This is a genomic window from Bremerella cremea, from assembly GCF_003335505.1.
GTDB lineage: Bacteria > Planctomycetota > Planctomycetia > Pirellulales > Pirellulaceae > Bremerella > Bremerella cremea_A.
In genome coordinates this window covers 51,778-64,399 of record NZ_QPEX01000030.1, presented here as the reverse complement: position 1 = coordinate 64,399, position 12,622 = coordinate 51,778, and the positions used below count along the sequence as shown (strand labels likewise).

The 12,622-nt window shown below is 55.2% G+C and carries 9 protein-coding genes and 1 tRNA gene; 6 read left to right on the top strand and 4 right to left on the bottom strand.

The features are described 5' to 3' along the window. Positions 1–276 precede the first annotated feature (276 nt). Both DTL42_RS15180 and DTL42_RS15175 read left to right on the top strand, forming a co-directional pair. On the top strand, positions 277–1,119 hold the full coding sequence (locus DTL42_RS15180; RefSeq protein WP_114369580.1) for a sugar phosphate isomerase/epimerase family protein: 843 nt from the start codon (positions 277–279) through the stop codon (positions 1,117–1,119). 264 nt (positions 1,120–1,383) lie between these two features. Continuing rightward, the gene (locus tag DTL42_RS15175) at positions 1,384–2,658 is read left to right on the top strand and encodes an SUMF1/EgtB/PvdO family nonheme iron enzyme (protein ID WP_114369579.1); all 1,275 of its coding nucleotides are present in this window, start codon (positions 1,384–1,386) and stop codon (positions 2,656–2,658) included. A 48-nt stretch (positions 2,659–2,706) separates the two neighbouring features. Here DTL42_RS15175 and DTL42_RS15170 read toward each other — a convergent pair whose 3' ends face one another. Both DTL42_RS15170 and DTL42_RS15165 read right to left on the bottom strand, forming a co-directional pair. After that, positions 2,707–2,931: a helix-turn-helix transcriptional regulator gene (locus tag DTL42_RS15170; protein WP_114369578.1), complete on the bottom strand. Its 225-nt coding sequence runs from the start codon at positions 2,929–2,931 to the stop codon at positions 2,707–2,709. After that, on the bottom strand, positions 2,921–3,331 hold the full coding sequence (locus tag DTL42_RS15165; RefSeq protein ID WP_114369577.1) for a hypothetical protein: 411 nt from the start codon (positions 3,329–3,331) through the stop codon (positions 2,921–2,923). Before DTL42_RS15165 ends, DTL42_RS15170 begins: the two co-directional genes overlap by 11 nt. Positions 3,332–3,751: 420 nt before the next feature. Here DTL42_RS15165 and DTL42_RS15160 point away from each other — a divergent pair, with 420 nt between their 5' ends. The 4 genes from DTL42_RS15160 to DTL42_RS15145 all read left to right on the top strand — a co-directional run bounded on the left by DTL42_RS15160 (position 3,752) and on the right by DTL42_RS15145 (position 10,159). Continuing rightward, complete coding sequence (locus DTL42_RS15160) at positions 3,752–5,032, top strand: efflux RND transporter periplasmic adaptor subunit (RefSeq protein WP_114369576.1); 1,281 nt, start codon at positions 3,752–3,754, stop codon at positions 5,030–5,032. 63 nt (positions 5,033–5,095) lie between these two features. After that, on the top strand, positions 5,096–8,503 hold the full coding sequence (locus tag DTL42_RS15155) for an efflux RND transporter permease subunit (RefSeq protein ID WP_114369575.1): 3,408 nt from the start codon (positions 5,096–5,098) through the stop codon (positions 8,501–8,503). 162 nt (positions 8,504–8,665) lie between these two features. Beyond that, on the top strand, positions 8,666–9,469 hold the full coding sequence (locus DTL42_RS15150) for a TPM domain-containing protein (RefSeq protein WP_114369574.1): 804 nt from the start codon (positions 8,666–8,668) through the stop codon (positions 9,467–9,469). Positions 9,470–9,481: 12 nt separating this feature from the next. After that, entirely contained in the window at positions 9,482–10,159 is a 678-nt protein-coding gene (locus tag DTL42_RS15145) for a TPM domain-containing protein (protein WP_114369573.1), read from the top strand. A gap of 120 nt (positions 10,160–10,279) precedes the next feature. On the opposite strand, the gene DTL42_RS15140 is transcribed toward DTL42_RS15145, so the two are convergent. Continuing rightward, a tRNA-Lys gene (locus tag DTL42_RS15140) sits at positions 10,280–10,352 on the bottom strand. A 202-nt stretch (positions 10,353–10,554) separates the two neighbouring features. After that, positions 10,555–12,483, bottom strand: a complete 1,929-nt coding sequence (locus tag DTL42_RS15135; RefSeq protein WP_114369572.1) for a sigma-54-dependent Fis family transcriptional regulator — start codon at positions 12,481–12,483, stop codon at positions 10,555–10,557. Positions 12,484–12,622 lie beyond the last annotated feature (139 nt).

Genomic DNA, 12,622 nt, shown 5'->3' with positions numbered 1-12,622 from the left:
CTTTTTTCACCGCTGGCGCAGCCTTCCCCCCACTGGCAAAATCAGCGCCCAGTTTGCCCATTCAAGCATGCGAGTTGCTGGATCGGTTCAAAAACTTCGGCTACGTACCAGACAGTTGGGAAGACGTAACGTTCGCGCCGATTTTTCCTTACCTAACCCTGCCAAGCAGTGAATTGAGCAATTGCCCCGTGGATGGCTGAATCGTGTGTTAGGCGTGGTTATAATATGCCCACTCGCACCATCTCTCCTCATTCCTCCTGCAAAGGACTATCCAACATGACGCTTTCTCGTCGAAGCTTCCTCGCCGCAACTTCCGCTGCTGTGGCCGCATGCGCCTTGCCTGGCCGGGCTTGGGCCACGTACGACCAATCTCGTTTCCCTGGTTTTAAAGTTGGCCTGCAAAGCTACTCGCTGCGTGGCTTTGATGTCGACAAAGCCATCCAACTGGCTGGCGATCTCGGCGTGGCTCACTTAGAGTTCTACAGCGCCCACTTCCCTTTGAACTCGACCGACGAACAAATTGCCGCGATGAAGAAGAAGATGTCTGACCAAGGAATGGTGATCCTTGGGCATGGCGTCAACAGTTTCAGCAAAGATCATGCGGCGAACGAAAAGATCTTCAAGTTCGCCAAAGCGGCTGGCATAAAGAACATTTCCGCCGACCCTGCCCCCGATTCATTCGATAGCCTCGACAAGCTCGTCGACAAGTACGACATTCGGATCGCTATTCACAACCATGGCCCATCGCACCGCTACAACACGGCCCTCGACGTGCTGAACGCCGTTAAACCGCACGATCCTCGTATCGGCGCGTGTGCCGACTTGGGGCACTTTATCCGCAGTGGCGAAGACCCGGTGGAAGTGATTCGCCTGTTGAAGGGTCGCTTGTATGGCATTCACTTGAAAGATTTCGCCGAACAAAAGGAACGCACCGAAGGGGTGATCCTAGGCAAAGGGCATCTCGACACGGTCGGCGTCTTCCGGGCGTTGCGTCAGGTCGAGTTCCCGGTGGATGGTTGTCTCTCGTTGGAATACGAAGAAAACCCGAAAGACCCAGTAGCCGACATCCGCGAGTGCCTCGAAATTGCCTCGGAAGCCTGCCAAACGGCCGCGTCTTAATTGGCACCGCTTCACTTTCTCCTAAGACGAACGCAAGGCCGCGAGGATATTCACGCTCGCGGCCTGCCAGGCAGGTTGTAGCCCAACGGCAAGTCCGAAGCCGGCGCGAGTGTGGTTTTGCGTGAAGAAAATTGCCGGCAAGCCCGATTGCCCGTTTGCTATAGAGTGCCAGCAAACAAGTTGCGGTAACTGGCAGCTGGAAGTCAAAGTAATCGTCGATCGGACAACGCAGCCTCCGGTGCCTGCTTTATTCCAGGTGAGACCATGCCAGACAGCCCCTACTACGATCTAAACGAGATAGAACCGCGCGTCTGCCAGCTGGCGGCCGAAGTGCTTGGCCTGAAGCTTGACGAGGTGCTGCCAGAGAGTCGCTTGATCGAGGACTTGCATGTGGATAGCCTCTGCATGGTCGAGCTTTTCATGACCGTGGAAGAAGAATTCGATATCGAAATCCCCAACAAGCCAACCAACCCATTTGCCAAGTCGGTCTTTACACGGAATCCTTTTCGTATCCGCGATTTGGCTGAGGTCGTTTATTTGCAGCAAGAGAGTTGTTGCCCTCAGCGGAGCGGATGGCGCAGGCAAGTGGTTGCTCGCAGTAGCGGCCCGGAGCTTACGTTCACCCAGCTAAGCGGCCGTTTTCAAACGAGCTATCCCGTGCCCGATCCCTTGCTTTACGAGCGACTTGAAGCCGAGACTGACGTTCCGCTCTTTCGGCGATTTTCGGATGGGATGCGTTGCTTTCAATTGCCCGGCGGCCAAGTAACGCTCGGCAGCCAAGCCCCAATCGCCCAGGCGGACGAAGGGCCGGTTCATTCGGTCGAACTCGATTCGTTTTTGATCGACGCCGAACCGGTTTCGACGACCGCGCACTGCCGGTTTCTGAATTCCATTCATTCGTTTGAAAAGCAATGGCGAGATTGGTTTCTGCTTGAAGAAACGGACGACCGTATTGCCCAAATGCAGATTGAACTTACCGGAAACCTTTGGCGACCATTGGCCGGTACCGAATGGATGCCGATGGTGCTGGTCTCGTGGTGGGGAGCCAATGCCTACTCGCTGTGGACTAACCGTTGGGATTGGCATTTTTATCAATCGCACGCCGGGTTCCTGCCCACGGAAGCGCAATGGGAATACGCCGCCCAAGGGGCCTACCAGGAAGTAGCGAACGACGAAACGGAAGCGCTTTCCTATGTCGCCGCCCAGCATGAGCCAGGAACTACCTATGTAGCCGACTCGATGCGAATGGCCCCGGTGCATGCCTTACTGGGGGTCTCGAAGTTCGGGCTTCATCACATGGCCGGCAATGTTTGGCAATGGTGCCGCGATTGGTACGCCGAAGACTTCTACCAAACCCCTGCGGCGCAAGATCGCAACCCAGTCAACACACAGCCCACTGGTATCCGCAGCGAACGAGGTGGCAGTTGGGTTGGCCCGACCGAGCTTTGCCGCCCTTCGTATCGCCGGGGCCGCGAGCCCTGGGCCCGAGGTCGCTGCTTGGGGTTTCGTTGTGTGGGCCAAGCAACTAATCTGCCTTGATTCCTCAGGCATCCCAGGGAAGAGCTATCTGCACTTAATGAATGCCGTTTACACTTCATTCATCCAAAAAATTTCTTCCACGCTTTTGCCGAAGTACTTGGAAATCTTGAGCGCCAGGGTGAGCGATGGCGTGTAGGCTCCCCCCTCCAAGGCCACGATTGTTTGCCGGGTGACCCCGACCTCATCCGCCAAGACTTGCTGGGTGACATTCCCCTTGGCAGCTCTCAGGTCTTTGACGCGGTTATCTAAACGAGGCTCGCGTTTACGCGGCATGCCGTTGTCTCCAATAGGCGTGAACGGCAACCAGCCCTTTCACAAGATAGCAAGTCGCAAATTGTAGCCAAATTATCCAAGAGAGCATCCAAACGTCTACGACGGTATCATTGAAAAAGCTAGACCATAAAACGATTCCGATGAGAGAAAGAAATAGAAGCATCCATGCCGCCCCTACGCCGCGAATTATGGCCAGACGTTCAATCTCTCGATCTCGCTCGTCAACGATGACGGTATCGCCGCGCCCACGAACGAACCAAAGCCCCGTAACCAGCAAGCCCAAAAGCCCGAAGGCCCCCGAAGCTGCGTTCCCCCAAAAGGGAATCAACGCCGATACGATCAATAATGTCGTCACCGAGACCAGCAACTCGGTCCAGGCCATCTTTTCCATTGCGTTCATAAGAAACCCCTTTCGTCTGAAAAGTATCCAGCTTCACCGCAAATGTAAAATAAACATGACACACCTAAAGTCAAGTTTATTTGTCACTCCATGCCGACATTGCGAAGGCGGTTTACGGGTTTCCACCGATGTCGCTGGTATCGTTCTCGCCCCAAGACTCGATCGCAGGCGGGCATAACGACGAAGAACTTTCCCAGCTACCCCAAACGGCAACAAATAGGATGCTAATCTATTACGTTCGGTAATTTCGGCATGTAGTACCCATGATTTGCTGTTGGTGGTACAACTCCGGAAGGCAAATTACTGCTAAAACCGTCAGAAAACGAAGCCAAGCCAGTTGCCTGGTATCGAATTGAGATCGATGTGGCCCCGTTAAAACGATATTGTGCCGTGACTTCCGGCGACGCACCCGAGAGACCCATGATCAAATCTCGCACGTTACACTCCTGTTTTGCTTTCGCCTTACTAGGCCTCATGCTTTTGGGCTGTGGTCGTCGTCGTGAATTGCCTCAAGCAGGCCCACCGCCGGTAACCGTTGCCCCGGCCATCGAACGCGAAGTAGTCGATTTCGACGAATATACCGGCCACGTCGAAGCGATTTCATCCGTTGACGTTTACGCTAAGGTCTCGGGCTACCTAGAAAAGGTCGCCTTTCAAGACGGGGCCCTCGTTAAAACTGGCGACCTGCTCTTTTTGATCGACAAACGCTCGTATCAAGCCGAATACGATCAAGCGGTCTCGGAATTAGCTTTGTTTGAAGCAAAAGAAAAACTCGCCAAGACTACCTTGGCCCGAAACGAGAAGCTGGTCACTAAAGGAGCGGTTAGCCAAGAAGCCTTCGATGAAGCCGTGGCCGCTGCCGATGAAGCAACCGCCCAAGTGGCCGCCTCGAAATCGGATATCGCCGCCAAAAAAGTCAACCTCGACTACTGCACCATCTCTTCCCCCATCGATGGTCGCATCGATCGCACGTTCGTCACGATTGGTAACCTGGTTCAAAGTGGCATTGGCAATCCTACACTGCTAACGACGATTGTTTCGGTCGATCCGGTCTATGTTTACTTCGACGTCGACGAACTGGCCTTGCTGAAATACATCGAGCAAACCAACCAAGATACAGACGACCGTGCTGATGGCTCGCTCCGCGATCAAAAGATCCCTGTTGAACTCAGCCTGGCCGATGGCACCATCTATCCCCATCGTGGCATCGTCGACTTTGGCTCGAACCAAGTGAACGCAGCCACCGGCACTTTAACCGTGCGGGCGGTTGTTCCCAATCCGGACGGCACCTTGCGGCCAGGCATGTTTGCCCGCGTTAAGGTAGCGGCAGGCAACCCGTACAAAGCCGTTCTCGTTCCTCAACAGGCAATCGGAGCGAATCAAAGCAATCGGTTTGTCTATGTAATGAATGACAAAGGTGACGCGATTGTGAAGCCGGTGACACTCGGCACCAAGCAAGGCAAACTCCAAGTTGTTAAGACCGGCCTTAAAGCTGGCGAAGAAGTGATCATCAACGGCACACTGTTGGTGCGGCCAGGCAAACCTGTTAAAGCCGACCACGCCACCATGCCCGATCCCCCACCGATCGACAAAAATTTGCTCCGTAGCGAAATTGACGAGGAACAACCTTCTGCTGAGAAACCTCAGGACAAACCGAAGGACGAAACCAAGGAAGCCGCTCCGGCTCCGATGGATTCTTAGACTCCGGTTATCTCAAGGTTTCGTCACTGAACTCGCCGAACCATATCGCAGAAGGAAAGCAACGTGCTCGCTCGCTTCTTTATCGATCGCCCAATTTTTGCCTGGGTTATTTCGATCATCATCGTGTTGATCGGTACGATCTGCCTCTGGATTCTGCCGATTGCACAATACCCAGAGATCGCTCCGCCCACGGTCTCGGTGACGTGCCAATACCCTGGTGCCAGCGCCGACGTGGTAGCCGAGACGGTAGCCGCCCCGATTGAACAACAGGTCGTCGGTGTCGAAGACTCCTTATATATGTCTTCACAATCGGCCAGCGACGGCAGCTATACCCTCACGGTCACCTTCGCCCTGGGAACCGACCTAGACATGGCCCAGGTGCTTGTGCAGAACCGTGTTGCTCAGGCGATTCCGTTGCTACCAGATGTGGTTCAACAAACCGGGGTGACCACCAAGAAGAAGTCGCCCAACATTTTGCTGGCGGTGAATCTCTTCTCAGAGGACGATCCGGAAACAGGCGAGCCGATGCTCGACAATCTGTATCTCAGCAACTACGCCACCATTCAGATTCGCGACCGTCTTGCCAAATTAGATGGCGTGGGTGACGTCGCGATTCTGGGGCAACAAGACTACAGCATGCGGATCTGGCTCAACCCAGACGCCCTGGCCTCGCGTTCGATCAGCGCAGGGGACGTTGTCAACTCCCTGCGCGAACAAAACGTGCAAGTGGCCGCAGGTCAGGTCGGTCAACCACCGGTGCCCGCCGGTCAGGAAATGCAGCTCACAATGACCACCCTCGGGCGTTTGATCACAACCGAGCAATTTGAAAACATCATCATCAAGACCGGTCAAGACGGGCAGATCACGCGCATTCGTGACGTCGGCCGTGTGGAACTAGGTGCCAAAAACCTCAATACAATCTGCCATTACGATAAAAAACCTTCCGCCGGGCTGGGCGTCTTCCAATTGCCAGGCTCGAATGCGTTGGACGTGGGTGAACGCGTCAAACGTGAAATGGAAGAATTGAAGAAGCGTTTTCCGGAAGGGCTCCGCTACGAAATCGGGTACGACACGACTCCTTTCATCGAGCAATCGGTCGAGGAAGTTTTCAAGACTCTGCGTGACGCGATTATTCTCGTCGCGATTGTGGTGCTGCTGTTCCTGCAAGACTGGAAAGCGGTGATGCTGCCCCTGATTGACGTTGGCGTCTCTCTTGTGGGTACGTTCGCCATCATGGCCATCATGGGGTTCACGTTGAACAACCTGACACTGTTTGGGTTGGTGCTGGCGATTGGTATCGTGGTGGACGATGCGATCGTGGTGCTCGAAAACATTGAGCGTTGGATCGCGATGGGCTATAAGGTCCGCGATGCCACGATTAACGCCATGCATGAAATCACCGGCCCGATTATCGCGATCACCTTGGTGCTCAGCAGCGTGTTCTTCCCTAGTGCTTTCCTCGGAGGCATCACGGGCCAGTTCTTCCGTCAGTTCGCCTTGACGATTGCGGCGGCCATGTTGATCTCGGCATTGAACGCGATGACGATGACCCCAGCCCGAGCCGCGTCGATCTTTAAAGATCCCGTCCCTGGCGAAGATCACACCAAACATCGCGAAGCACTCCCTTGGTGGGGCATTGCGATCTTAGGTGGCATGCTTGTCGTTTGGATAGCTGGCAAAGTGATGGGTGGCTCTGGCGATCATGGCGAAGCTGGTCTTCCGCTGTGGATGAAAGCGGCCTTGTTTGTCCCTGGTGCGATCCTAGGTTATTTCCTTTCGCATACCGTCAACCGCATTCTGGCCTCAATCTTTGGTGTCTTCAACCGTGGCTTCGATTGGGCAACCGATCATTACGGCCGAGGAATCGCGTCCCTCTTGCGAATCAGCGGCGTTGCCTTGGTGGTGTACGTCGGTTTGATTGGTCTGACTGGATATGGTTTCTCTATCGTGCCAGGCGGCTTTATCCCCACCCAAGACCAAGGCTACTTAATTTTCGACGTGCAGTTGCCAGACTCTGCCTCGCGCGAACGAACCGATGCTGTTATGGCACATATCGAGAACATCGCCCTGGAAACACCCGGCATCCTGCATATCGTGGACGTTTCCGGTCAGTCGTTCGTGCAGAATGCCGTTACCTCGAACCTCGGGGGCGGCTTCTTGGTGCTGAAACCGTTCTCAGAAAGAAACAGCCCCAAGCTGACCGCCGAAGCCATCGCTGGCGACCTGCGAAAGAAATTCGGTGAAATTCAAGAGGCACGTGTTTCGGTGTTTGAAGCCCCGCCGATCAACGGCTTAGGCAATGCTGGCGGTTTCAAGCTGATGGTGATGGACTTGGGAGACAACGGTTATTCCGCGCTGCAAGCCCAAGCCGATCGTCTGGCCAATACGGCGCTCGAACAACCAGGCATCGTGGTGGCGTTTAGCAGTTTTCGAGCGAACACGCCGCAGCTTTACATCGATATCGATCGAGAAAAATGCAAGTCGATGGGAGTCGAACTCGATGCCGTCTTCCAAGCCTTGCAGGTCTATTCTGGTGGGTTCTATGTGAACGACTTCAACCGTTTCGGCAGAACCTGGCAAGTGAACGCCCAGGCCGAGTCGAAATTCCGCATCAATGCCAAATCGATCAAACAGTTCAAAGTGAAAAGCCGCACCGGAGAGATGGTCCCCTTGGGCACGCTTTGCCAGATCAAAGACAGTACCGGCCCAATGTTCATCAACCGCTATAACAACTTCCCTGCGGCGGCTATCAACGGCGTGAACGTGCCGATCATCAGTACCGGCGAAGTTCTCACGTTGATGGACGACTTGGCCCTGGAAAGCTTGCCAGAGTCGATGGAGGCCGAGTGGACCGAAATTTCGTTCCTACAACAACAGGCCAGCCAGTTTACCTCGTTCAAAGACGTGCTACAGAATCCGATCTCGGCATTGATTGGCGCGGTCATCCTGGTTTACTTGATTCTGGCTGCCCAGTACGAAAGCTGGGAATTGCCGGTCACGATTATCCTGGTGGTGCCGATGTGCGTGCTTGCTGCCCTGACCGGGGTGATGATCGCCCACATGGCCCTGAACATCTTTGTGCAGATTGGGTTTGTGGTGCTGGTGGGGTTAGCGTGTAAAAACGCGATCTTGGTGGTCGAGTTCGCCAAAGACTTGATGGAGAAAGAGAACAAGCCACTCTTAGAAGCAACCGTTCAAGCGTGTGTAACGCGACTTCGCCCGATTGTCATGACCAGTTTCGCCTTCGTGCTGGGCGTGGCTCCGCTGCTGTGGGGCCATGGAGCCGGTGCTGAAATGCGTTACGCATTGGGCGTGGCGGTCTTCAGTGGTATGCTTGGCGTGACCGGCTTCGGTTTGATCTTCACACCGGTATTCTATTACGTGGTGATGAAGGTCTTGCAGAAGGAAGGCTTGTCGCCAATCCAACACAAAAACCAACAACCACCACCGGAAACGCCGGAAGAAGTGTAAGACAATCGTCTTTGCCACAACCGCAGAGCTTCTTCATCCTTGAGTAGCCCCCAGCCCGGGGGCTACAATCGTGTTACAAAGCATCAACCTCTCTCCCCTGGCGAACTTGGTGCGCCGCTTGCGTTCCGATAGCTGCGCGATAATGGAGCAAGACTACCCCTCATGAATAACCAACGTCACCCCAAGTCGCTTGCGATCGTGCTTTGCTCGCTCGGTCTGCTGCTGGGCAGCTTGGCTTCGTCCGCCTGGGCGATCCACATCGACTTGCAGCCCCCTGGCCAACGCGAGTTCGTGCGTGACATGGCCCACATGATCACGCCGGAAGACAAAAAGAAAATCCAAGAGATTTGCGACAAGCTGCTTACCGACAAAGCAACGCCGATCATCGTCATCACGATTGAATCGATGGCGAAGTACGGCGGCGAAGGGATGCGAATCGAAACCTTTGCGACGCTGCTATTCGACCAATGGGGCATCGGCCACCAGACGATCAACGGAAAAGAATGGAATACCGGCATCATGTTGTTGGTTTCCCGCGACGACCGTAAGGCCCGCATCGAACTTGGGGGCGGCTGGGGACGACGCGAGGACGAACTTTGTCGTCAGATCATGGACGAACAGATCGTCCCCCGTTTCAAACAAGGGGATTTCTCGGCTGGAATTTTGGCCGGGGTAGAATCGCTCGACAAAATGGCCCGCAAACTCGAATTGCCGGCGGCGCCGGTTCCGTGGTGGAGCTATGCGATTTGGATCGGCTTCTTCGGGCTGGCCATCTTCACGGCCGTTTCCCTTTATCGCCGTGGATCGAGCGGCTGGGCGTGGCTGTTTTGGGGCGTGGTCTTTGCCGTCATTGGCACCATCCTCTATCAAATGGCGTCCAACCGTGGTGGTGGTGGCGGAGGCTTTAGTGGCGGTTCGTTTGGTGGAGGTTCTTCCGGTGGCGGTGGTGCCACAGGCTCTTGGTAAGGAAAGCAAAACATGCAGCGTGCAACGAACCTCTTTAATTCTCAGCAGCGGCAAGAAATTGAAGCCGCCGTTACCGCAGCCGAATCGCAAACCTCGTGCGAAATCGTCCCGGTCGTCGCCACGCAGTCAGGCCGTTACGACCGAGCCGAAGACATGGTCGGCCTCTGGCTGGGCGTGATTGCCGCGATCGCCGTTTGGCTGGCCTTCCCTCGTTCAGCCGATGACCATGGCGACTGGTCTGGCATGACTTTCGATCTTGGGCTGCTGTTGATGATCATCAGCATCGTCGTCGCGTTTATCATCGGGGCGTTCGCCGGCAGCCAAGTCGGCTGGCTCCGCCGCTTGTTCACGCCGCGACAACAAATGGAAGAAGAAGTCAACGCCCGAGCCCGCGCGATCTTCTTCGACCAACGCGTTCACCACACCAGCGGCGCCACCGGCCTGCTGATTTACGTCTCGCTGTACGAACAAATGGCCGTCGTCCTGGGCGATCAAGAGCTCCTCAATAAGGTCGGCCAACCGGTCCTCGACCAGCTTTGCGAGCAACTAACCACCACCCTAAAACAATCCCACCCCAGCGAAGCCCTGCAAACCGTCATCACCGCCGCCGGCCAACACCTCTCCGCCCCCCTGCCCCGCGCAGCCGACGACGTGAACGAACTGGCCGATGCATTGGTGTTGTTGGATTGAGAAAAACGCTCGAAGCCAAGGTTGCGAAGAGCGGAAATCTAGACGACAACTCGCTAAAGCCACCAGCTATCAGCGCAAAAGAAAACCCCGTAAGTGCAATCACTCACGAGGTTTAAAAAGTGCTCCCTGTTGGAATCGAACCAACAACCTACTGATTAAGAGTCAGTTGCTCTGCCAATTGAGCTAAGGGAGCTGTCTGCTTGGTGTTAGGAGCAGTGAGGTCCCAAGAGGGTTCGCTGCTTCTGGGTTGTTTTTCCCTTAATGGCTCTCTGGCCCTTTGGGAAAACGCACAATGTAACGCTTTTTTCGGTCTGGGTGAAGTGCCCACTTGAAGTTTTTCAGGGCTAGGCCGCTGGGTTGGGGGATGAAAATGGTGTCTGGCTGCGGGTTTGGGGTTATTCTCGTTCTTCCAGCAGGCCTAATTGTTTCATCTTGCGGTGGAGGTTCGAGCGGTGCAGGCCCATGTTTTTGGCGGCTTGGCTCATGTTGCCTCCGCTTCTTTCCAAGTGATAGCTGATGAAATCTGCCTGAAAGCGGTTCGTGGCTTCGGTCAGGTCGAGCTGCGTGGGAACTTGCTGAACTTGGGGGCTGCGGTTGGTATCGATCGGAAGCATCTCGGCGGTGACAATATCGCGATCGCATAAGAAAGCGGTTCGCTCCATGGTGTTTCGTAGTTCGCGTATGTTGCCTGGCCAGGCATGCCCTAAGAGGCGGCTTTGGGCATCGCTGGAAAGCGTGGGGGTTTCTCGTCGAGCCTTCCGCGCAAACTCGACAAGGAAGCGTTCGGCCAAGATCAAAATGTCGTTGCCTCGATCGCGCAGCGGCGGCAGGTACAGCGAGACGACGTCTAGCCGGTAGAACAAATCTTGCCGGAAACGGTTCTCTTTCACCAACTGCGGCAGGTCTTGGTTGGTGGCGGCGATCACGCGTACATCGACCTCGATATCGATCTGACCACCTAGCCGAGTTAGTACTTGGTTTTCTAAAACGCGGAGCAGCTTCGCTTGGCCGGGCAAGCTCATGTCGCCGATCTCGTCGAGGAAGAGTGTCCCGCCTGAGGCTAGCTCGAACTTGCCCGGCTTCGTTTCGTGCGCCCCGGTAAATGCCCCTTTCTCGTGGCCGAACAATTCGCTTTCGAGCAAGGTATCTGGCAGCGCCGCGCAATTTACCGATACCAACGGTTGCCCACGCCGATTGCCGTGATAGTGGATCATGCGACTGACAACTTCCTTGCCGGTTCCGTTCTCGCCTAAGACGAGCACTGGCAGCTTGGTGGCGGCGATCCGTTCGATGTTTTTGCGGAGCTTTAACATCGGCGGAGATTCGCCGATGAGTTGAATTTCGGCGGCCTGGGCGGCGGCGATTCGGTCGCGGCTTTCCAGTAGCTCGGCAATTTGCTGCGAGCTTTCTAGCACAGCTGCGGCATGTACGGCGATCTCCTCCAAGCCTTGCTGATCTTGCGTAGTGAAATTGCCGGAACGCTTGTTGATCAGCTCGAACGCGCCGAAAACCTTCGCTTTTCGATCTAATAAGGGAACGCACAACAAGCTGTGTGTGTGGAACTCTAGCTGCTTGTCGATGTCGCGATTGACTTCGTGCCCGAGCATATCGTCAACGCGGCGTGACTGGCCCGTTTGCACGACGGCACCGACGACCCCCTTATCGTCCGGCACTACCAACTTGCCATCTTCGACCCCTAACGCCGGACGGCCGACAAGCTGGTGCTTGGGTTTATCCCACAAAAAAATACTGGCTCGTTCTGCCTGAAAGAACTCGGTGGAAGACTCCGCCATTTGGTTAAGCAGCGACGGCAGGTCGTCGGTTTGCTGCCAACGCTGGACCATGGAAAGGATTGCTTTGAGGTGGGTGGCTCGCTGGCTTTGGGTGACGCTTTGTAGGAACCGAGCGAGCGCTAAGATGACTACTTCGCGAATTGCTTGAAGGTACCCAGGCGACAGCCGCGTTGCCCCGTCGAGAATCAGCATGCGGTTCGGTTCGTCGGGCAAGGTCAGCAGCAGCGAGGCCGTTTCACCGGGGACTATTTCGGCATGCAGCCATTTCTCGAACTGGGATGCGGTGACACTGCGAGGGTTACCGTTCGACGCAATTTTTCGCCATTCGCCGTTGGGCTGCTGCTGCTGAAATTGAACGGCGGTAGCTGCGGTGGCGGCTTGAAGCGACTGAGCGGTGCCTCGGCAAAAATCAGCTAGATTGTTCGCCGATTCCACCTCGTTCCAAATTGCAGCGAGAAACGTTCCTAACTGAGGATGCGACGGCAACATCTCGCTGAGCGAGGCCAGGAGATCGTGAGGAGATCGATTCATACTTGATGGTCAGCAGACGTTACCGCGAGAAAGAGACGAAACAAAGCGTCAGCGTACGTTATACAAAAAAAGCCGCCAGTCCACGATTGCGAACTGACGGCGTTTGATCTGTTGGCTCTCAGAACAAGAGCCAACCAGG